Consider the following 21,479-nt stretch of genomic DNA (forward strand, 5'->3'; position numbering starts at 1 on the left):
GCGTCCCCGCGCTACGGGTTGACGTTGATCGTGAAGGTGGACGTGGTGTTCTTGATGTTCAGGTAGTTGTCGTTCATGGTCAGGTTGTTGAAGGTGACGGAGCCGACCGCCGGACCCTGTCCCGACTCCGGCATCTCGTTGGCCCACAGGCCGAAGCCCGACTTGGCGTCGTAGGCGTCACCGCTGCGGTGGGCGCCGGTGATGGACACGTTGGTCAGGACCGTGTCCTTGATCGGGTTCTGCGGCTGGCCGCCCACGTAGTTCGTCTGGAACATGATCCCGCTGTAGGTCGGGTCCACGATGTCCACGTCGCTGACGCGGATGCCCTGGAAGACCTTCGAGGCGGAGAAGAGCCAGATGCCCGGGAAGGTCTGGCTGCCCCAGAAGTGCCCGCCGCAGCGGACGATGGAGATGTTCTGGAGGTTGGTCGGGTCGGTCCCGAAGCCGTTCATCGGGTAGCCGAAGTCCAGGGAGCTGATCGTGACGCCCGAGTAGACCAGGGTGTCCGCGACGAGGATGTTGCGGAACGTGTTGGCGTAGCCGCCGTAGACGGCGATGCCCGCGGCGCGCCAGGTCAGCAGGGACGTCAGGTTCTCGTAGAGGTTGTTCTTCTCGTCCGCCCCCCCGGCGTCGATCGCCGAGAAGAGGGCGAAGCTGTCGTCACCCGTGGCACGGGCCTCGATGTTGTCGAGGTGGTTGTCCGTGCTGCCGTTGGTCATGTTGACGCCGTCGGCGAAGGTGTCGCGGATCCGGGAGTTCGTGATGGTGACGTTGTCGGTGTTGGCGCCCCAGTAGAGGCAGACCGTGTGCTCGTTCCAGACGTTGTCGATGGTCATGTTCGCGACGTTGGCGAAGTCGAAGACCTTGCCGGGGCCGTCGATGCGCGAGGTGTAGTTGCCGAAGAAGGAGAAGCCCGAGAAGGACGAGCCGTTGGCGGTGGAGTCGGCGCGGAAGCCCGCGTCGGTGTTGGACTGGCCGGCAGGCGTGTGGAAGCGGGTGTACCAGGGCCCCGCGCCGATGATCTTCACGGACTTGCCGTAGACCTGGAACTTGCTGCCCGTCTCGTAGTCGCCCGGCGGCAGATAGACGCCCTTCAGGGTGCCCGTGGTGTCCATCCGGGCCTTGTCCAGGGCGTTCTGCACGTCCTGGTGGGTGAATCCGGTCGGCGCGGTGTAGGCCGCGGGGTCGGGGTTGGCGATGGGCGAGACCTGCTCGGTGTTGACGAAGTCGATCGCGTACTGGCTGCCGTTGGCGGCGTCCTTCTGCAGCTTGATCTTCGATCCGGCCGGCACGGTCGTGCCGAGCATCATGTTGGCCTCGTCGTAGATGTGGCGGGGGCTGCCGTCACCCGGGTTGTTGCCGGGGGCGGTTTCGCTGCCGTACAGCCACGCGTACTTGGAGGTGAGGTCGACGGCCTTGAGGAAGCTGCCGTTGACGTACACGTTCAGGGTGGAGTTGATCCCGCCGCCGCCCGCGGCGTCGGGGATGGAGTAGCGCACGACCAGGGTGTTGGTGCTGGCCCTGGTGGTGAACTCCACCGAGCTGCCGGTGCTGTTCAGCGTGACGGCCTTGCGGCCGGACGCCTCGCCCGCGAGGTCGCCGACGGTGCGGTTGGGTCCGACCAGGGCGGCGCTCCCGCCGAGGACCCCGTCCTCCGCCTCGTACATGTCGTACGGCATGTTGGCGCCGCGTCCGACGAACAGGGACTGGGTGCTGGTGTTGTTCTGCTGCTTGACCGCCAGTTCGTTCGCGTCGGGCGCGAGGACGGTCCTGACGGTGTACTTGCCGTTCGCGGCGGTCCAGGTGCCCAGCGAGACGGGGCTCGTGGTGCTGCCCGCGGCGATGGCGCCGTTGTAGGAGCCGGTCAGCGTCTTGACGACGGAGCCGGAGACGGAGTCGGTGACCGTGACGGTGATGCCGTGGGATCCGCCCGCGGAGGCGACCGTGCCCTGGTTCCTGATCGCCACCGAGAAGGTGACGGTGTTGCCCTTGGCCGGGTTGCCGGGGGACCAGGCGGTGGGCGAGGCGATCAGGTCGGAGCTGTCGACCGGCCTGACGACCAGCGGGGTCGGGCTGTTGTAGGCGTTGTTGGTGTCGTTCTGCTCGATGACGTCCCCGGCCTCGTCGACCTTGGCGCTCAGCGGGTAGCTGCCCGCGTCCCGTACGCCGATGTTCGCCGTCACCGTGGTCGAGGCGCCGGCGGCCAGCGCGCCCACGGCGGCGGTGCCGACCTTGGTGGTGCCCAGGTAGAAGGTGACGTTCGTGGCGCCCGAGGCCAGTTCGCCGATGTTGCGCACGGTCGCGGACAGGCTCACCGAGTCGGTCTCGACCGGCGCGCCGGGGGAGACGGACAGGCCGGTGACGGTCAGGTCGGGGTTCGGCGCCGGAGTGCCGATCACCTGGAACTCCGCCAGCTGGCCCGCGGCGGCGCCGCTGTTGGCGGTGAACTGCAGCCGCACGTCGGCGACCCGGGCGCCGACCGGGATGGTCACCGTGTTCGCGGAGGACGGGCTGAAGGTGTAGCCGGCCGCCGCCTTCAGGCTGGTGAAGCCGCTCGCGCCCTGTTCCCGGCCGAGCACCTGGACGGTCTGGGTGCGGGTTCCCCAGGCGCTGTCCGGGTTGAGCTTGAGCACCAGCGAGGTGACGTCGGCGTTCGCCCCGAGGGAGACGGTCAGCGTGTTCGGGTAGCTGCCGCCGGCGCCCTCCCAGTAGGTGGTGACGCTGTTGTCGTTGGCGTTTGCGGCGACGAAGTTCTGCGTGCTGGACGACGCCGTGATCGGCTTGCCCACGGCCAGGTCGGAGCCGTTGCCGCCCGAGCCGTTGCGGGTGACGGTGGCGCTGGCGACGCTGCGGTTGCCCGCCGCGTCCTTGGCCCTCACGTAGTAGGAGACGGTCGCGCTGTCGGGCTGGCTGTCGGTGTACGTGAGCGTGGTGCCCGACACCGTGGTGCGCAGCACCTCGTTCGCGTACACCTCGTAGCCGGTGACGCCGACGTTGTCGCCGGAGGCGGTCCAGGTCAGCTTGACCTGGCCGGAGGCGGGCTGGGTGAGGGCGAGGTCACCGGGCTGGCTGGGCGCCTGCGTGTCGCCGCCGGAGCCCGTCCGGGTGACGGTGTTGCTGTTGCCCGAGACGTTGCCGGCCGCGTCCTTGGCGCGCACGAAGTAGCTGACGGTGGCGCTGTCGGGCTGGTTGTCGGTGAAGGCGAGCGTGCTGCCGGAGACGCTGGTGCGCAGCTCGCCGTCGGCGTAGACGTCGTAGCCGGTGACGCCGACGTTGTCGGTCGCGGCGTTCCAGGTGAGCCGGATCTGGCCGGAGCCGGGCTCGGTGTAGGCCAGGCCGGTGGGCGCGTTCGGCGCGGTGGTGTCACCGGAGGCCGGGCCGTAGACCTCCAGCTCCGACAACTGCGCGGCGGCCCATCCGGTGTTGCCGGTCACGTCGACCCGCAGGTAGCGGGTGGTCGTGCTGCTCAGGCTGATCGTGACGGTGTTGTTGTCGGCCGGTTTGAACGAGTAGTCGCGGGACGCCACCAGGTCGCTGAAGGACGTGCCGTTGGTGCTGCCGCGCAGGGACAGCGTCTGCGTCCGTGCCTCCCACGAGGGCGGCAGCTTCAGCGCCACCTTGGTGACCGCGACGGAGGACCCCAGGTCGACCTGGACCCACTGGGGGAAGGCGTTGTTGGCGCTCTCCCAGTAGCTGGTCTGGTTGCCGTCGCCCGCGTTACCGGCGACATAGGGCGCGTTGCCGCTGCTGGCGGTGAGGGTGCGGCCCTGGGCGAGGTTGTCGGTCGAGGTGGCGGAGCCGTGCACCTCGAGCTCGGAGATCTGGGCGGCGGGCCAGCCGGTGTTGGCGGTGATGTTCAGCCGGACGAACCGGGTGGGGGTGGCCGCGAAGCCGATGGTCACCGTGTTGCCCGCGCCGGGGCCGAAGGTGCGCCCGGCCGAACCGGAGAGCGTGGAGAAGGTGGTGCCGTCGGGGCTGCCCTGGACCGCGAAGGTCTCGGTCCTGGCCTCCCAGGAGGCGGGGAGCTTGACGACGACCTGGTCGATGCTGGTACTGCCGCCCAGGTCGACCTGGACCCACTGCGGGAAGGAGCTGCCCGCGCTCTGCCAGTAGGTGTTCTGGTTGCCGTCGGTGATGTTGGCGGCCCCGTACTCGGCGTGGGAACTGCTCGCGGTGGCCGGTGCCCCCGCGGCGAGGTTGGGACCGCCGGCGGCCGCGGCGGGCAGGGCCGACTGGCCGAGCAGCACCAGGCCGGCCGCGATCACCCCCGCCAGCAGCCGTCGGATGAACCGTTTCCTTGGCATGTCGTCCCTGTGCCTCTCGTCAGAGTTGTTGGTGCCATGACATGTCCCAGCTATGCGGCTGCCACGCAAAGAAAATTGCGTCGAATGTTTTGGTAATTGCGCGGCCCGAGCCGATAGTTGCAGAGCTGTTTCCGGGCGTCTATGCCCCCGACCGGGCTTTCGTCTCAGCCGACACGCGCTTGCGCTGGAGTGTCGTCCAGCCGACAGGGTGTTGCGGAAGCACCGCAAAAACTTGCGCGTCTACTCCGTGGCGCGCAGCGCCTGGTAGATCGACCAGAGGACGGAAACCAGCGGGACCGCCACCACCGCGCCGATCACCCCGGCGGCGATGGCCCCGCCGATGACGGTGAGGGCGACGACCACCGGATGCAGGCGCACCGCCCAGCCCATCACCAGCGGGTGCAGCACATGGCCCTCGATCTGGCCGATGACGACGATCAGGCAGACGACGACCGCCGCGATGATGGGCCCCTTCGCCGCCAGCGCCACCACGGCCGCGACCCCCAGGGCGATGGGCGAGCCGATCAGCGGTACGAACGCGGCGAAGAACTCCAGCAGTGCCAGCGGCAGCGCGAGCGGCACCCCGAGCAGGTACAGCGCCACCCCCACCAGGATCGCGTTGGTCGCCGCCACCAGCACGATCCCGTGGGTGTAGCCGGTGAACGTACGCCATGCCGCACGGCCCGCCAGCGACACCCGGCCGCGGACCGACCTCGGCAGCTGTCCGCAGAACCAGGACCACTGCCGGTCGCCGGAGTGCAGGAAGAACACCGAGCAGAACAGCGCCAGCGCCAAGACCGTCAGCACCTCGACCAGGCGCCCGGCGCCGCTGAGCGCGGTGCTGATCAGGGCCGCCCGGTGGCGGGAGAGCCACTGCCCGACCTTCGACTGCAGGTCGGTGAGCGCCGCGGGGTCGAGCCGGAACGGCGGCGTCTCCAGCCAGCGCTCGATCCGTGTCAAGCCCGCACCGAACTCCCGCTGCAGTCCGCCGGCCTCGCCGGCGACCACATCGCCGACCAGCGCCAGGATGCCGAACACGACGAAGATGCTGCCGATCAGCGAGACGGCGACGGCCAGCGAGCGCGGAATCGCGCGGGCGAGCAGATCGGTGAGCGGCCGCAGCATGGCGGTGCCGACCAGCCCGAGGAAGACGGCCACCGCGATCTCGTGGAACCGTCCCAGGGTGGCGAACACGGCGTAGACGACGGCCCCCACGACGAGCAGCCGCCAGGAGTAGGCGGCGGCCGTGTTCAGCGCGGGGAACACCCGGACGCCGGGCCGCCCGGCGGGCCCGCGCACCTCCCGGCGCCCGGCGCGGATCCGGGCCCGCCGTCCTTGGGACACCGTCCCGCACCTCCCCGTCGCGCCCGGCCCGCACGCCCGCGTCCGGAGCGCCTGTCCCTGCTTGCTACCACCGGGGGTGAGCCGTCCAACGCGGCGGGCGCCGCATTCGCCCGAAGGCACCCCCGGGCCGGTGGTGGATCTCCGGGGGTCCCGGCTGCTAAATTGGTCTAAACCAGTTTGCGGTCTCTCTCACCAGATCGGCGGTCCCGAAGTGGAAGTCGTCATCGTTCCGGACGCCGCCGCGGGCGGCGAACTCATCGCGGGCGCCGTCGCCGACCTGCTGCGCCGCAAGCCCGACGCGCTGCTCGGCGTCGCCACGGGATCGACCCCGCTCCCGGTCTACCGGTCACTCGCCGCACTGGCCGGCGAGGGTCGCGCCGACGTGTCGCGCGCCCGGATCTGCCAGCTGGACGAGTACGTCGGCCTGCCCGCGGGGCACCCGGAGTCGTACCGCTCGGTGGTGCTGCGCGAGGTCGTCGAGCCCCTCGGCCTCGCCGAGGAGTCGTTCATGGGACCGGACGGCACCGCCGAGGACGTCGTCGAGGCGTGCGCGGCGTACGAGCGGACGCTGGCGGAGGCCGGCGGGGTCGACCTCCAACTGCTCGGCATCGGGACGGACGGCCACATCGGCTTCAACGAGCCGTGCTCCTCGCTGGCCTCGCGGACCCGGATCAAGACGCTGACCGAGCAGACCCGCAAGGACAACGCCCGGTTCTTCGACCGCCCCGAGGACGTGCCGCACCACGTCATCACGCAGGGCATCGGCACCATCCTGGAGGCCCGGCACCTCGTGCTGCTCGCCACGGGCGAGGCCAAGGCGGAGGCGGTCGCCCTCGCCGTCGAGGGCCCGCTGGCGGCGGTCGTCCCCGCCTCCGCGCTCCAGATGCACCCGCACGCCACCGTCGTCGTCGACGAGGCGGCCGCGTCCGAGCTGAAGCTGGCCGACTACTTCCGGGCCACCTACGCGGCCAAGCCGGCCTGGCAGGGTCTGTGAACCCGTCGGTTCACGCGCGGGGCGCCGGGACGGGCGGCAGGAACAGCGTCCCCCGCACCCCGGCGCGTACGGTACGCACCGCGACCAGCGCCCACGCCGCCACCAGGCCCGCGTAGAGCACCAGCGCCGCCCCCTGGAAGGCCGCCGAGTGCAGCCGCAGCGCCAGGGCGCTCGTGCCGGTCACACAGGTACCCAGCGGGAAGGTGAAGCTCCACCAGGTCAGCGTGAACGGCAGGCCGTTCCGCGCGGTGCGCAGGGTGAGAGCCGCCGCCAGGGCCAGCCACATCATGGCGAAACCCCACGTGGGCACGCCGTAGAGGTAGCCGAACACCTCGGCCCCGGTGGCGTAGGGGCGGGGCAGGGCGGTGGGCGCCGCGTGCCCGAGGAGGTTGGCCGCCGTGACGGACTGCCCCAGCGGGCCCAGCACGATCCACAGGGTCGGCACCATGGCCGCCGGGCCCGTCTTGTGGCGCACCAGCCTGCCCCAGATCTGCGGGATGATCACCAGGCTCGCGATCAGGCTCATCCCGAACATCGCGTAGCACGCCAGCAGGAGCGTCAGCCGGGCCTGCCCGGCCGCGAGGTGCGGGACCAGGGCGGCCCCGGTGGCCGCGGACACCATCGGCGGGACGACGGGCATCAGCCAGCCGCCGAACGCCGAGTCGTCGGAGACGCGGTGGTCGGTCATCGCCCGGTACGGGATCCACACCCAGGTCACCAGCCCCAGCACGGTGCCGGCCGACCAGAGCGCCGCGGCCACGGCCAGGGCCGTGTGGGGCCCGATCCAGTCCGAACCCAGCGCCAGGGTGCCCGCGCCGACGGTGAGCAGCGCCATCGCCGGTGCGCCCCAGAAGTGCGCCATCACCGGATGCCCCGCGTGCGCCCGCGCGCGCTCGCGGTGGCGGGTCCAGTGCACCGCCCAGGCCGCGGAGAGCACCACCAGCCAGACGGCCGCCAGGGCCCACACGACGGTGGCCGCCGTCCGCAGCCCCGGCATGTGCGCGGGGAGCCCGGCCGCCGCCGTGGCGACGATGCCGGTGCCCATCACGGAGGCGAACCAGTTGGGGCCGAGGTCGCGGAAGACCCGGGAGCGGTGTTCCGGGTCCGGCACCCCGGTGCGCGGGTTGGTGCCGGGCGGGGAGGGGGCGGCGAGCGTCGAAGGCATGCCCTCAGCGTCGCCCCGGCCGGGTCCCGCCGGTAGGGACCACTTCCGGATGGGGTCATAGACTGGGCTTATGCCCCTGCCCGAGCGAGTGAGCGACCTGGCGGCGTTCGACCTGCTGCTGTCGGTCGCGAGCCTCGGCAGCGTCGGCGCGGCCGCGCGTGCCCACGGCGTCAGCCAGCCCGCCGCCAGCTCGCGCCTCCGGCACCTCGAACGCAGGCTCGGCCTGCACCTGCTGGAACGGTCACCGCGAGGCTCGCGGCTCACCGAGCACGGCGCGCTCGTCGCCGACTGGGCGCGCACCGCCGTCGACGCCGCCGCGTCCCTGGACGCCGGGATCACCTCGCTGCGCGGCACCACCGAGTGCCGGCTGCAGGTGGCGGCCAGCATGACCGTGGCCGAGTACCTGCTGCCGCAGTGGCTGCTGGCCCTGCGGGCGGGCGCCCCGCGCACCACGGTCGCGCTCACCGCGGGCAACTCCGAGGACGTCGCCGCGGCCGTCCTGGCCGGCGAGGCCCACCTCGGCTTCGTCGAGGGCCCGGACGTACCGCGGGGCCTGGTCGCCCAGGCGGTCGCGCACGACGAGCTCACCGTCGTCGTCGCCCCCTCCCACCCTTGGGCGCGCCGCCGGTCCGGCATCGGCGCCGCCGAACTCGCCGCGACACCCCTGGTCAGCCGTGAACGCGGCTCCGGCACCCGCCGCCACCTCGAGCACGCCCTGACCCGGGCGGCGGGGCTCGCGCTCGCAGACCCGCTGCTCGAACTCCCCTCCACCACCGCCATCAAGACCACCGTCGCCGACGGGCTCGCCCCGGCCGTCCTCAGCTCCCTCGCGCTCACCGCGGAACTCGCGAGCGGCACCGTCGTCGCCGTCCCCGTGACCGGACTGGACCTCACGCGGACGCTGCGTGTGGTGCGAGCCCGCGGGCGCGACCTGACCGGGCCGGCGCGGGAGCTGGCGGGGATCGCCCGGCAGGGCGGGGTCAGTGCCCGTCCGGCGGTGGGAGACGGAGATTCCGCAGGTCCGGCGGGACGGGCGACTTCGGCCGGTACAGCGGCGGGGCCTCCCCGTCGGCGGCCGCGGCCGGGGCGTCACTGAGCCGGAAGCGGTCGCGCACCCGCCCGTAGAAGTCGGTCGGGCCCAGCCGGATCAGCCGCAGCCGGTGCCGGGCCTTGTACACCCCGACCCAGTCGCCCGGATCCAGGACGCCCCTCAGCTGGCCGTCGATGCTGACCGCGACCCGGCCGGAGCGGGTCAGCACACGGACCGCCAGGACCTCGTCCGGGGCCGCCAGCAGGGTGCGGTCGAAGGCCATGTGCGGTGCGACGGGGGTGAACACGATCGCGTCGATGCGCGGGGAGACCACCGGGCCCCCGGCGGCGAAGCTGTACGCGGTGGAACCCGTCGGCGTGGCCGCCACGACCGCGTCCGCCGAGTAGGACGCGAACAGACGGCCCCCCAGGTACACCGCGAGGCTGGCCTGCCGGTCCCGGGCGAGCTTCTCGAAGACGACGTCGTTGACGGCGTTGACGGCCATCGGCACGCCCCAGCCCACGTCCTCGGGCTCGCTGGGCCGTACCCGCGGCGGCGGGAGCGCCGGCCCGCGACCGTACCGCAGCAGCGACTCGATGCCCTCGGGGATCTCCAGCGGCCGCGACGCCCGCAGCGTCAGCGTCATACGGTCCTCGACGGTGGCCCGGCCCTCGTGTACGCAGTCGAGCGCCCGTTCGATGTCCTCGGTGCACACCTCGGTGAGGAAGCCGACGCGCCCCAGGTCCACGCCCAGTACCGCCGCCCCGCACGCCGCGGCGACCCGCGCGCCGCGCAGGAACGTGCCGTCGCCGCCGAGGGTCACGACCAGGTCCGGATAGCCCGCCGAGGCCGCCTCCTCCTCACCGCTGTGCCGGGGGCGGTCCTTGCGCCACACGTCGATCTCCACCGCGGGGACCCCGTGGCGCGCACACCACCGCTGCACCGCCGCGGCGGCCTCGCTCGCGTCCTCGCGCGCCCCGTGCACGACCAACCCGATCCGGCCCACTGGCATCACGGCCTCCCCGGCGGCGTCCGCTGCGGCGTCATGACCCCATCGTCCGCCTCCCCGGTGCGCGCGTCGCGTTGGGCGCCGCGCGTCGCCGCTCCCCGCCGCCGTGCGGCGGCGCGCGGGCCGGAGTAGCGTTCGGCTGTTCCACACGTGCAGGGAGGACGAACGTGGAGACCAAGCCCGCGCCGGGTGTCCTCGCCCAAGTGGCGGACCTGATCGGCCGTACGCCCGTCGGGCAGCGCGGAGCGCTGTGGCGGCTCGGTGCGGACCGCCGCCAGCTCGACGCCAACGTCATCCGCCTTCCGGCGGGCACGGAGGTCCGGCCGCACGTCGAGGCCGACCTGGACGTCCTGCTGTACGTCGTGGACGGCGGTGGACACCTCTCGGGCGACGACGGCGGACGCCAGACGACCCTGGCGCCCGGCGCCCTCGCCTGGCTGCCGCGCGGCACCTGCCGCGCGCTGTCCGCAGGCGGCGCTGGACTGACCTACCTCACGGTGCACGCCCGCCGCCCGGGCCTCACCATCGCCGGTCCCGCCGCCGCGCCGGAAGCGGGTGACGCGGCCTGCCTGCTGCACCGCGTCTGCGTGGAGTGCGGCCGCCTGTCGGGCGAGAGCGACGCCCTGTACTGCTCCCGCTGCGGCACCGCCCTGCCACCGCGCTGAGCCCGCCCAGCGGGCCCGGCCGTCGGTACGATCACGCCGCAGCCGTGCTCGGCCCCGCAGCGGGCAGCGGCCGGGCCGTCCTGCGAAAGGCGACGCGGTCCACGGCGGCGCGTCCTTACGGGCGTCGTACCGGACGCGGCGACGGGGTGGGCGATTCCGGCGGGCAGCCGACCGCACGGCGATCGCGCCGCGGTCGTGCTCGGCGGGGCGCCGCGAGCCGCGGGATCCGGTCTCGGGGGCCGCCGGCGTGCGGGAGCCGGCTGACGCGGTCGCGGCCATGGCGCCCTCCGGCCTTCCGCCCCCTGGGGCGGAGCCCCGGGGCGGGGCGCGGCACGGCGGGTGCACGGGCCGAAGGCCCACGTGCCGTACCCGGTCAGAAGTCCCCCTGCAGGGGCAGGGGCTGCTCGGTCCAGATCGTCTTGCCCTCGCGCGTGTAGCGGGTGCCCCAGCGTTCGCTGAGCTGGGCCACCAGGAACAGCCCGCGGCCGCCCTCGTCCGTCGTCCGCGCACGCCGCAGGTGCGGGGAGGTGCTGCTGGCGTCGGAGACCTCGCAGATGAGGTGGCTGTCGCGGATCAGCCGCAGTGTGATGGGACCGCCCGCGTAGCGGTACGCGTTGGTGACCAGCTCGCTGACGATCAGTTCGGTCACGAAGGCCGCCTCCTCCAGCCCCCACTCCGCGAGCTTGGACTCCACGAAGGAGCGGGCCTGCCCGGCGGCGGTGGCGTCCGGGGGGAGGTCCCATGTGGCGACCTGCTCCGGCGCGAGGACGCGGGTCCGGGCGACGAGGAGGGCCACGTCGTCGGCGGCCTCGGTGGCGCGGCGCCCCTTGAGGAGGGTGTCCTCGACGGCGCCGCAGGTCTCCTCCAGCGAGCCGGAGGGCGCCGTGAGCGCCCCGCACAGCATCGCGATGCTGTCGTCGACGTCGCGGCAGCGGGTGCACAGAAGGCCGTCGGTGTACAGCGCGAGCGTGCTGCCCTCGGCCAGTTCGATCTCGGCGGTCTCGAACGGGAGGCCGCCGAGGCCCAGCGGCGGGCCCGCGGGGATGTTGATCAGGCTGCCCCGTCCCTCCGGGGTGACGACCACCGGCGGCGGATGGCCGGCCCGGGCGAGCGAGCAGCGCCGGGAGACCGGGTCGTAGACGGCGTACAGGCAGGTCGCGCCGACGACGGGAGGGGCGTTCTCGTCGGTCTCGAGCTGTTCCGAGGCGAGCCGGTCCACGAGATCGTCGAGGTGCGACAGCACCTCGTCCGGCGTGGGGTCCAGGTGGGCCAGGGTGTGCACGGCGGTCCGGAGCCGGCCCATGGTGGCCGCGGCGTGCAGACCGCGGCCGACGACGTCACCCACCACCAGCGCGATACGCAGCCCGGAGAGCGGGATGACGTCGAACCAGTCGCCGCCCACGCCGGTGGCGGTGTTGGCGGGCAGGTAGCGGTGGGCCACCTCGGCGGCGGGGTGCCACGGCACGTTGCCCGGGAGCAGGCTGTGCTGCAGGGTCAGGGCCGCCTGGTGCTGCTGGGTGTAGCGGCGGGCGTTGTCGATGCTCAGGGCCGCGCGTGCGGCGAACTCCTCGGCGAGGGTGAGGTCGTCGGCCTCGAAGGGCTCGCGGCCGCGCGTCCGCCAGAGGCTGATCAGCCCGAGCACGAGCCCGCGGGCGACCAGCGGCACCACCATCAGGGAGTGCGCGCCGACCTCGCGGGCCGCCCTGGCCCGCGCCGGGTCCTCGTCGAGCCAGGCCAGCGCCCGGTCCATGTCCGACTCGAAGACCGGGCGGCCCTCGGCCAGCGAACGCGCCTGCGTGGAACCCGGGGGGATGCGGATGGTCCGGCCCACCGGGTACATGATGCGCTCGGTGTCCGGGAGGGCCGACTGCACCGCCGCGCGGCAGACCGCGGGGAAGGCGTCCTGGGCGGGCTCCTCCCCCTGCGGGACGGCCTCCAGCAGGTCGACCGAGGCACTGTCGGCCAGCCCCGGCACGGCCACCTCGGCCAGTTCGCGGGCGGTGCGGCCGACGTCCAGCGTGGTGCCGATGCGGGCCCCGGCCTCGCTGAGCAGGGCCAGCCTGCGGCGGGCCCGGTGGCGCTCGGTCACGTCCTCGACGGTCTGGGTCACCCCGAGCACGTGCCCGTAGGTGTCCTCCATGCGGAACGCCGAGACCTCCACGTACAGTTCGCGCTGCGGGTCGCGGCGCAGCCGGCAGGGCTGCTCGGAGAAGATCGAGGACCGGCCGGTCTCGAGGACCCGGCGCAGCTGGTCGTCCACGGCTTCGGCGTCCGGCCCGAAGAGGAAGTCCGCCGTGCGCAGACCCTGGTGCTTCTCCGCGGGGACGCCGCTGAACTTGGTGATCGCCCGGTTCACGCGCAGGAAGGTCAGGTCGGGCGCGAAGACCGCCAGCCCGATGGGGGAGCGGCGGAACAGCCCGTCCAGCACCCATCGGTCGGTCTCCCACTGCACGACCTCGGTGGCGGGCGCCGCGACCACGTACCACTCGCGGCGCTCGTCCTCCCGCGCGACGGCCCGGACCCGGCAGCCCACCTCCACCCGGCGTCCGTCACGGTGCAGCACCGGCACGACCCCGAACCAGCCGTCCTCGCTCAGGCACGCCGCGGTCACATCCAGGACCAGCCCCATGTCGGCGGGGTGGACGAGGAGTTCGGGAGCCGGCCGGCCCAGCACGTCCTCCGCCCGGTGGCCCAGCAGCGTCTCGGCGCGCGCGCTCCACCCCACCACGGAGGCGTCGTCGTCCAGTACCACCGAGGCCGCGCCGTGCACCGAGAACGGGTCCTCCGGTGACTCGCTGAACGTCTTGGCCGGGTTGTCCATCGCTACCACCGTCGCACGTGCGGGAGAACCGGGCGAGCTGCGTCACAGGGGGTGGTTCCCCGCCGGGGCCCGGGAGCGGCGCCCGTACGGGCACAGCTCCAGTATCGGCCCGTCCTGCCGGCGGCGCGTGGCCCGCCACGCGGCGTCGCGCGCTCAGTCCGGGGGTTCATGGCGGGTGGTCGGGTGGATTGGCCGGGCCAGCAGGATCGCGACGTCGTCCTGCGCGCCCCGGGGCAGCAGACGGGCGAGGACGCGGTCGCAGACCCGGGAGAGCGGCCGGCCGCGATGGCGCAGAGCGCGGGCGAGTTGGCGCATGCCCTGGTCGAGGTTGCGGTCGCGGGCCTCGATCAGGCCGTCGGTGTAGAGCACCAGCACGGCGCCCGGCGGCAACGGCACCCGCTCGGTCTGGAAGTCCCGGCGGCCCACGCCGAGCGGTGTACCGCTCGGGCCGTCCAGGAAGGCCACCTCGCCCCCCGCGCCCGCCACCGCGGGTGGCGGGTGCCCGGCGCGCGCGACCAGGCAGCTGCCGTCCGCCGGGTCGTGGACGGCGTAGACGCAGGTGGCCATCTCGTTCTCGCCGACATCGGCGACGGCCGCGTCCAGCGACCGGAGCAGCTCTACCGGGGGGATGTCGTGCCGGGCCAGGGTGCGCACCGTGGTCCGCAGCTGCCCCATGACGGCCGCCGCGTGCACCCCGTGGCCCATGACGTCCCCGATGACCAGGGCGGTCCTGTCACCCGGCAGGGCGATGACGTCGTACCAGTCGCCGCCCACCTCCTGGTCGCTGGCGGGCAGGTAACGGCCGGCCAGTTCCAGCCCGGGCACCGTGGGCAGCGCGGTGTTGGCTAGGCTGCGCTGGAGGGTCAGGGCGGCGCGGCGCTGGGCGGAGTACATCCGCGCGTTGTCGATGCCGAGCGCCGCGCGGGCGGCGAGTTCGTCGATGAGCAGGTTGTCCTGGTCGTCGAAGGGCTCGCGCCTGCGGGACCGGGTGACCATGACGATGCCCAGCACCGTGCCGCGGGCCACCAGCGGGACCATGCGTGCGCAGCCGAGAGTGCGCAGATAGCTCCGCAGCCGCTCGTTCTCCGGGCCGGGCACCAGCCGGGGTATGTCGGCCCTGGTGAGCCTCATCGGCCGTCCCTCCACCATGACCTGCTCGTACGCCGACGCCCGGGGGACCTGGTGCGTCATGCCGACGGCCAGGTCCTCGGCCGGGGCCGCGGGGTCGGCGAAGGCGACCGCGAGACGGCGCACCATGCCGTGGGCGGAGGCCGTGGCCTCGTCCGGGTCGAGGACCTCCTCCAGCAGGTGCACGTCGGCGGAGTCGGCCACCCGGGGCACGAGCACCTGCACCACCTCCTCCGCGGTCTGCCGCAGGTCGAGCGTGGTGCCGATACGCGTGCCCGCCTCGGCGAGCAGGGCGAGCCGTTGCCGTCCGCGGGTGGCCTGGAGCTGCGCGCGCTCCTCCCGGGTGATGTCGATCAGGCTGGCGATCACGCCGAGCCGGCGGCCGCCGCCGCCGAGGAGCGGCGAGAACGAGCACGACCAGACCCGCTCGGCGCGGGGGTCGGCGCCCGTCCGTCCCAGGCCCCGGAAGTCCACCACGGGTTCGCCGCGGGCCAGCACCTGCCGCATCACGGTCTCCAGTGCCATGGTGTTCAGCCCGGGGACGACCTCGCTCACGCGCCTGCCGATGTGCTGGGCGGCGGGGACGCCGTTCATACGGGCCAGCGCCTCGTTGACCCGTACGTAGCGCAGGTCGGGCCCGAGCATGGCCAGACCGATGGGGGACTGGGTGAACAGCCCCTCCAGGGCGGCCAGCGAGTCCCGCATGCGCAGCACCGCGGAGGTCTCGGCGGCGATGCCCATCAACCCGGTGCGCCCCTGCGGATCGGCGGTGGGGCAGATCCACATCTCCATGGTCACCAGGTGGCCGTCGCGGTGGCGTACCGGCAGCGTGCCCACGACGGCCTCGCCCGACAGCACCCGGTGCGTCAGCTCGTCGGCCAGTTCCCAGTTCGCCACGGGGACCAGCAGCGGGGTGGCGCTGCGCCCGAGCACCTCCTCCGCCGTGTGGCCGAAGAGCTCCTGTGCGGCCAGCGACCACTGGGAGATGCGCCCCTCCGAGTCGATCCGCCACATCGCGATGGGCAGCAGGTCGCGGAACACACCTGCCTGCCCCACCGCCGTCTGGGGCTGACCGACATCCTTCGCAGACTGCTGTATGTCCACCGCGACGACCCATCCCCGGGAACGAGGGGCGTTCTCATGCGGTCGGTCCCCGCAGGCCCCCACCCGCAGGAACCAACCGGTAGATGTCGCTCATTGATAGGCAATTCTGACAGAACAGCCTATCGGAGATGCCGGAGACCGCCCGGGGAACGGGCTGCCGCAGCGCCGCGGCAGCCCGATCTGGGTTAGCGTCGTAAATATGGGGACCGTCCGGCGGATCCTCCGCCTCGTGCCGGTACTCGCCGTGATCTGCGGGGTGCTCTGCATCGCCGTCGCGACGGGCGCCGGAGCGCGGGCCGCGGGCGGTCTGGACACCGCGGCTGCCGCCCTGCGCGAGGGGCCCGTGTACGTCGATCCGCGGGCGCGCGACGTGCTGTCGCAGGCCGAGGCGGACACCCTCGCCGGGCGCATCGAGAAGGCGGACCGGCCGGTCTTCGTCGCCGTCCTCCCGGACACCGCGGAGTTCCCCGCCGCCACCCTCCTGCAGGACCTGCGGACCAAGGTCGGCATCACCGGCGTGTACGCCGTCGTCCTCGGCGACCGCTTCGACGCCGGAGCGGACCCCGCCGTGATGTCACGCAACGCCGTCGAGAACCTGACCGGCGCCGTGCGCCGGTCCGACCCCGGCGACCCCGCGGCGATGGTCGCCGGCTTCGTCGAGCAGGCACTGCCGCAGGCCGGCGGCCACGCCCCCGCCTCGTGGGGCGGCGGCTCCGTCGGCGTCGGCACGGGCGGCGGGACCGGGGTGCTCGTCGCGCTCGGCCTCCTGGTCCTCGTCGGGGGCGGCGGGGCTGTCCTGGTGTCCCGACGCGCCAAGCGGCGCCGCGAGGAGCAGGACCGTGCCCGGCTCGACGAGCTGCGCCCGGTGGTGGACGAGGACATCACCGCGTTCGGCGAGGAGCTGGGCCGGATCGGGTTCGACCCGGGCGGCGCGACGGCCGACGACGCCATGCGCGAGGACTACACGCGCGCGCTGGACGCCTACGACACCGCGAAGACCGCCATGGAGCGGGCGCACGCGCCCGGCGACGTGCAGCAGGTCAGCCGGGCACTGGGGGAGGGGCGCTTCGCGCTCGCCACGCTGGAGGCGCGCATCGAGGGCGGCCCGCTGCCCGAGCGCCGCCCGCCGTGCTTCTTCGACCCCCGCCACGGGCCGTCGGTCCAGGACGTGCCGTGGACCCCGGACGGCGGCGGGGCCGAGCGGACCGTACCCGTCTGCGCCGCCGACGCCGCCCGGCTCGAGGACGGCCTGGAACCCATGGCCCGCCAGGTCGACACACCCCGCGGTCCCCGCCCGTACTGGGAGGCGGGCCCGGCCTACGCCCCCTGGGCCCAGGGCTACTTCGGCGGGGGGATGCTGCCGGGGATCCTCGTGGGGACGCTGCTCGGCAGCTCGCTCGGCGGGCCCTTCGGCGGCCCCGGCCCCTACGCGTCCGGCGGCGGGCCGCCGGACGACCAGGGCGGCGACTATTCGGGTGCCGATTTCGACCCCGGGGATTTCGGGGGCGGGTTCGGGGACGGTGGGGGGTTTGGTGACGGTGGGGGTTTTGGGGGCAACTGAGCGCCGTTGTCGTGTGCGGGCGCGTTGTGGTTGGGGTTGGGGTTTCTCCCCCGCCCGCCCTCCCGATTGCCCCGGATGGTTGATGCGGGCCTGCGCGCGTGCGTGGTGGGCCGGGGGCGGGGGATGCCCGCCGCAGGCGCAACCAACCCGCACACGAGCAACCGGGCAGCCCGGCGCAGCTGCCCCCACCGGGCGCCCCCTACGCGGACATCGCGCTGTCATCCCCCGTCTCGGGGACGCACGCGAAGGCGAGTTCGTCCAGCGAGATGTCCAGCGCCGCGGCGAGCGCCGCCACCGTGAAGAACGCCGGGGTCGGAGCACGGCCGGTCTCGATCTTGCGGAGGGTCTCGGCGGAGACGCCGGCCGCCGCGGCGACCTCGACCATGCTGCGGTCGCCGCGTGCCCGGCGCAGCAGCGCACCGAAGCGCTCGCCGCGCTGTCGTTCCCAGGGGGTCAGGGGAGTTCGTACCATGACCGTGATACTAATACCGGTATAAGAATTGGGTGCCCCCGGGGGCGGAACAAGGAGCAACGGACATGGTGGAGATCAAGACGGACGCCGCGCTGGCGGCCATGCGGGAGGCCGGGCGCGTCGTGGCCCGTGCGCTCGCCGCGGTCCGTGAGGCGGCGCGCGTCGGCGTGTCGCTGCGGGAACTGGACGAGGCGGCCCGTGCCGTGCTGGACGCGGCGGGCGCGCGGTCGCCCTTCCTCGGCTACCGGCCGTCCTTCGCCCCCACGCCGTTCCCCGCGGTGATCTGCACGTCCGTGAACGACGCCGTCGTGCACGGCATCCCCACCGGCTACCGGCTGCGGGACGGCGACCTGGTGAGCGTCGACTGCGGTGCCGAACTGGACGGGTGGACCGGGGACGCCGCGATCAGCTTCATCGTCGGCACAGCCCGCCCCGCCGACCTGCGCCTCGTCGAGGCCACGCGGCGGGCCCTCGACGCCGGTATCGCCGCGGCGACCGTCGGCAACCGGATCGGCGACATCTCGCACGCCATCGGCACCGTCGCGAGCGAGGCCCGGTGCGGCATGCCCGGGGACTTCGGCGGCCACGGCATCGGCCGACGGATGCACGAGGACCCGCACGTGCCCAACCAGGGCCGCCCCGGGCGCGGTTACCCGCTGCGGCACGGCCTGGCCCTCGCCATCGAGCCGATGCTGATGGCCGGGGGACGCGGCGGCTACCGCACGGCCACCGACGGCTGGACCCTGCACACCGAGGACGGCAGCCGCGCAGCGCACTTCGAGCACACCGTCGCCGTCACGGACGAGGGCCCGCGCATCCTCACCGCGCTGTGACCTGGCCTTCCAGCGCCGAGCGCAGCCAGGTGTGGGCGGCCCCCGGGGTCGTCTCGCCCGGGCCCCTGACCTCGCCCACGAGCTGCCAGTAGCGGTCGATGCGGGGTTCCACGGCGAGCATGCCGCTCAGCCTGCGGCGGAAGCCGGGGGTGTCGCGTGCCTGGAACGACCGCGCGTGGGCGGTGACGAAGCAGTCGAGCGCCTCGCCGGCGCCCGGGGCGCGGCCGGCCAGGACGTCCGGCGCGGCCAGTTCGTAGGCCTCGTAGAGCCCTTCGTACAGCATGGCCGGACGGGGGCCCGCGTCGGGCCGGTGCGCCGCGAGCCGGTGCACGGCACCGGGCGGGCAGGAGGCCGAGGTGAAGGCGTGCAGCCGGGCGAAGGCCAGCACCTGCGCCGGGCCGGGCTCGTCCGGCGGCTGCGGCACGGCGAGGTCGACGACCCGGGCCAGCACGGGAGCGGGCAACCGCGCGGGCAGCAGCCAGCGGCGCCAGAAGCGGGCCATCGGGTCGGTGCTCGGCGGCACCGGGACGGCGCCGACGAGTTCCAGCCGCTCGGCGCGTTCCTCGGCGGTGCAGTCCTGGAGCAGCCGCAGAGCGGCCTCCTGCCAGCGCAGGGCGGCCAGTCGGGAGCCGAGCGTCTTCAGGTGGCCGGCGACGGCGTCCTCCAGGGCGTCCTCCCGCTCCAGCGCCCGCGCCACCTCCGGCACCGGCAGGTCCAGGGCACGCAGGGAGCGGATCAGGCGGAGGCGGGCCAGTGCCTCGGGGGCGTAGCGGCGGTGGCCGCCCGCGCTGCGGCCGGACTCGGGCAGCAGTCCGCGGTCCGAGTAGAAGCGGACGGTCTTGACGGAGACGCCGGCCCGCCCGGCGAGCTCCCCGATGCCCAACGTGCCGTCGTTCTCCACCGCTTGAACCTCCCTCAGGGGGAGTTCCTACCGTACCGGCGAGCGCGGACGGCGGGGACGGCCGGACCGCGGACCACCGCGTGCGGGGAGGCACACATGACCGTGTTCGTACTGGTTCCCGAGGCCCACACGGGCGGCTGGGTGTGGGAGGACGTCGCCGGGCGGCTGCGGGAGTCGGGCGTCGGAGCTCACCCGGTGAGCCTCACCGGCATGGCCGGCTCCGGCCGCCCGGCCGGGCGCGGCACCGACCTGGAGACCCACGTCGACGACGTCCTGCGCGTGATCGACGGTATCGGCTCCCCGGACGCGGCGGACGTGGTGCTCGTCGGCCACGGCTACGGCATCCACCCGGTGGTGGCCGCCGCCGACCGGCGGCCGGGACGCGTCGCCCGCGTCGTCCACCTGGACGCGGGCATGCCCCGGGACGGCGACCCGCCGCTGGCCCTGGTGCCCGACCAGGAACTGCGCGCCCGGCTCTCGGCCCCGGCCGCCCCTTGTGACGACGCGCGGCCCGTCACCCTGCCGGCGCCCAAGGCGTGGGAGCACTGGGGCAGCACGGCCGGCGTGCCCGCGGCGGCGCTGGCGCGGCTCGCCGCCGACGCCGCGCCCCAGCCCGCCGGGACGCTCACCCGGCCGCTGCGCCTGTCGGGGGCGGCCGCCGCCCTGCCGACGACCGGCGTCCTGTGCGCGGGCAACGGTTCGAGCATCGCGATGGTGGAGGCGCTGGTGGCCCTGGGGCACCCCGAACTCCAGGGGCTCACCGACCCGCGCGTCACCTTCTTCGAACTGGCCACCGGCCACTGGCCGATGCTCTCCGCCCCCGGCGAACTCGCGGGCGTCCTGATGAAGGCCGCCGCCGGGGACGGCCATCGCATCACCGCGACCGAACAGCCCGCGCACCTGCGGCCGTTCCTCCTCGATGTGCCCGAGTGTCCCCGCGAGCGCCGCGAGCGTACCGACCTGTACCTTCCGGAACCAGACCACGGCGGTGGACCCCGGCCGGCCGTGGTGTTCGTCCACGGCGGCCCGGTGCCGGCCGGCGCCCGGCCGGCACCGCGCGACTGGCCGGGCTTCGTCGGTTACGGCAGGCTCGCGGCGGCTCTCGGAGCGATCGGCGTGATGGTCGACCACCGGCTGCACGGACTCGGCGACTTCCCGCGCGCCGCCGGGGACCTCGCCGAGGCGGTCGAACTCGTCCGCGCCGATCCGCGGGTCGACGCCGACCGCGTCGCGCTGTGGTTCTTCTCCGCCGGAGGGCTGCTGTCCGCGGACTGGATGGCCGCGCCCCCGCGGTGGCTGCGCTGCGTGGCCGCCACCTACCCCGTCCTCGCGCCGCTGCCCAACTGGGGCCTGACCGACCCCCGTTTCCGGCCCGCGGCCGCGGTGCGCGCGGTGGGGGCACCGCCGATCGTCCTGACCCGGGTGGGGCGGGAGCGGGCGGAGGTCGCGGCGACGGTCGAGGAGTTCCTCTCCGCGGCCAAGGACGCGGGGGCGGACGTGGAGGTCCTCGATCTCCCCGACGGCACCCACGGCTTCGAGACGACCGACCACGGCGAGGCGGCGCGCGGCGCCGTGGAGCGCGCGATGCGCACCGTCCTGGAGCACCTGCGGGGCTGAGGCTCAGACCCCGGCCGGCAGGCGTGACGGCGGTACGGCCAGCACCGGGCAGGCCGCGTGCGCGACGCAGTAGCGGGCGACCGAACCGCGCAGCGCACGCGGCAGCAGTCCGCGCGACCCCGTGCCGACGACCAGCAGGTCCGCACCGCGGGCGGCCGCCTTCACCAGCACGTACCCGGCGGGCCCGCGCCCGGTCCCGGCGCGGAAGTCCGGCATCCCGGGCGGGGCGCCGGCGCCGAAGGCCGCCTCCAGAGCGGCACGCAGGCGCTCGCGGGCCTCCTGTTCCCAGTCGAACGGCCGCGGCGGAAGCGGCGTCCGGCGATGCGCGAACTCCTCGGGTGGCGGTTCCCACGCCAGCACCGCCAGCAGTCCCGCGGAGCGGGACCGGGCCTCCGCGACGGCCCGGTGCAGCGCGGCCAGACTGCCGGGGGAACCGCTCAGGCCGACGACCACCCGCGGGCCCGCACCTGACGCGCCGCGGTACGGCGACTCGCTCACGGACTGCCTCATTTCCCGCCGTACCACCGACGA

The 21,479-nt window shown here is 74.0% G+C and carries 15 protein-coding genes; 6 read left to right on the top strand and 9 right to left on the bottom strand.

The features are described from left to right. Positions 1–11: 11 nt before the first annotated feature. Complete coding sequence (locus tag B085_RS0131180) at positions 12–4,304, bottom strand: discoidin domain-containing protein (RefSeq protein ID WP_026251634.1); 4,293 nt, start codon at positions 4,302–4,304, stop codon at positions 12–14. A 240-nt stretch (positions 4,305–4,544) separates the two neighbouring features. After that, positions 4,545–5,603, bottom strand: a complete 1,059-nt coding sequence (locus B085_RS0131185; RefSeq protein WP_018562536.1) for an AI-2E family transporter — start codon at positions 5,601–5,603, stop codon at positions 4,545–4,547. A gap of 256 nt (positions 5,604–5,859) precedes the next feature. Here B085_RS0131185 and B085_RS0131190 point away from each other — a divergent pair, with 256 nt between their 5' ends. Next, on the top strand, positions 5,860–6,642 hold the full coding sequence (locus tag B085_RS0131190) for a glucosamine-6-phosphate deaminase (RefSeq protein ID WP_018562537.1): 783 nt from the start codon (positions 5,860–5,862) through the stop codon (positions 6,640–6,642). Between the two features lie 10 nt (positions 6,643–6,652). Here the strand turns inward: B085_RS0131190 and B085_RS0131195 are convergent, their stop codons facing one another. Next, on the bottom strand, positions 6,653–7,807 hold the full coding sequence (locus tag B085_RS0131195; protein WP_018562538.1) for a TDT family transporter: 1,155 nt from the start codon (positions 7,805–7,807) through the stop codon (positions 6,653–6,655). A gap of 70 nt (positions 7,808–7,877) precedes the next feature. Between B085_RS0131195 and B085_RS47605 the strand changes: the two genes are divergently transcribed. Beyond that, positions 7,878–8,903 (top strand): LysR family transcriptional regulator, encoded by a 1,026-nt coding sequence (locus B085_RS47605; RefSeq protein WP_018562539.1) that lies wholly within the window; start codon positions 7,878–7,880, stop codon positions 8,901–8,903. On the opposite strand, the gene B085_RS0131205 is transcribed toward B085_RS47605, so the two are convergent. Next, entirely contained in the window at positions 8,788–9,849 is a 1,062-nt protein-coding gene (locus tag B085_RS0131205; protein WP_026251635.1) for an NAD(+)/NADH kinase, read from the bottom strand. The two genes, B085_RS47605 and B085_RS0131205, sit on opposite strands and share 116 nt — an antisense overlap. 164 nt (positions 9,850–10,013) lie before the next feature. Between B085_RS0131205 and B085_RS0131210 the strand changes: the two genes are divergently transcribed. Then, positions 10,014–10,511 carry a cupin domain-containing protein gene (locus tag B085_RS0131210; protein WP_018562541.1) on the top strand — a complete coding sequence of 166 codons (498 nt, stop codon included), beginning with the start codon at positions 10,014–10,016 and terminating at the stop codon, positions 10,509–10,511. A gap of 373 nt (positions 10,512–10,884) precedes the next feature. Here the strand turns inward: B085_RS0131210 and B085_RS0131215 are convergent, their stop codons facing one another. Both B085_RS0131215 and B085_RS0131220 read right to left on the bottom strand, forming a co-directional pair. Further along, positions 10,885–13,332 (bottom strand): SpoIIE family protein phosphatase, encoded by a 2,448-nt coding sequence (locus B085_RS0131215; RefSeq protein WP_018562542.1) that lies wholly within the window; start codon positions 13,330–13,332, stop codon positions 10,885–10,887. 153 nt (positions 13,333–13,485) lie between these two features. Further along, positions 13,486–15,564: a SpoIIE family protein phosphatase gene (locus tag B085_RS0131220; RefSeq protein ID WP_234018701.1), complete on the bottom strand. Its 2,079-nt coding sequence runs from the start codon at positions 15,562–15,564 to the stop codon at positions 13,486–13,488. A gap of 199 nt (positions 15,565–15,763) precedes the next feature. Between B085_RS0131220 and B085_RS0131225 the strand changes: the two genes are divergently transcribed. Continuing rightward, positions 15,764–17,125 (top strand): hypothetical protein, encoded by a 1,362-nt coding sequence (locus B085_RS0131225; RefSeq protein ID WP_018562544.1) that lies wholly within the window; start codon positions 15,764–15,766, stop codon positions 17,123–17,125. Between the two features lie 199 nt (positions 17,126–17,324). Here B085_RS0131225 and B085_RS0131230 read toward each other — a convergent pair whose 3' ends face one another. Next, positions 17,325–17,597 carry a helix-turn-helix domain-containing protein gene (locus B085_RS0131230; protein WP_018562545.1) on the bottom strand — a complete coding sequence of 91 codons (273 nt, stop codon included), beginning with the start codon at positions 17,595–17,597 and terminating at the stop codon, positions 17,325–17,327. 65 nt (positions 17,598–17,662) lie between these two features. Here B085_RS0131230 and map point away from each other — a divergent pair, with 65 nt between their 5' ends. Beyond that, positions 17,663–18,430 carry a type I methionyl aminopeptidase gene (gene map, locus B085_RS0131235; protein ID WP_018562546.1) on the top strand — a complete coding sequence of 256 codons (768 nt, stop codon included), beginning with the start codon at positions 17,663–17,665 and terminating at the stop codon, positions 18,428–18,430. Here map and B085_RS0131240 read toward each other — a convergent pair. Then, positions 18,417–19,331: a MerR family transcriptional regulator gene (locus tag B085_RS0131240; protein WP_018562547.1), complete on the bottom strand. Its 915-nt coding sequence runs from the start codon at positions 19,329–19,331 to the stop codon at positions 18,417–18,419. The two genes, map and B085_RS0131240, sit on opposite strands and share 14 nt — an antisense overlap. Before the next feature lie 96 nt (positions 19,332–19,427). Here B085_RS0131240 and B085_RS0131245 point away from each other — a divergent pair, with 96 nt between their 5' ends. Further along, on the top strand, positions 19,428–20,948 hold the full coding sequence (locus tag B085_RS0131245) for a dienelactone hydrolase family protein (RefSeq protein WP_018562548.1): 1,521 nt from the start codon (positions 19,428–19,430) through the stop codon (positions 20,946–20,948). A 3-nt stretch (positions 20,949–20,951) separates the two neighbouring features. Here the strand turns inward: B085_RS0131245 and B085_RS44365 are convergent, their stop codons facing one another. Further along, positions 20,952–21,446, bottom strand: a complete 495-nt coding sequence (locus tag B085_RS44365) for a universal stress protein (RefSeq protein WP_018562549.1) — start codon at positions 21,444–21,446, stop codon at positions 20,952–20,954. Positions 21,447–21,479: the final 33 nt, after the last annotated feature.

The sequence above is a fragment of the Streptomyces sp. BoleA5 genome, from assembly GCF_000373665.1.
Taxonomy (GTDB): Bacteria; Actinomycetota; Actinomycetes; order Streptomycetales; family Streptomycetaceae; genus Actinacidiphila.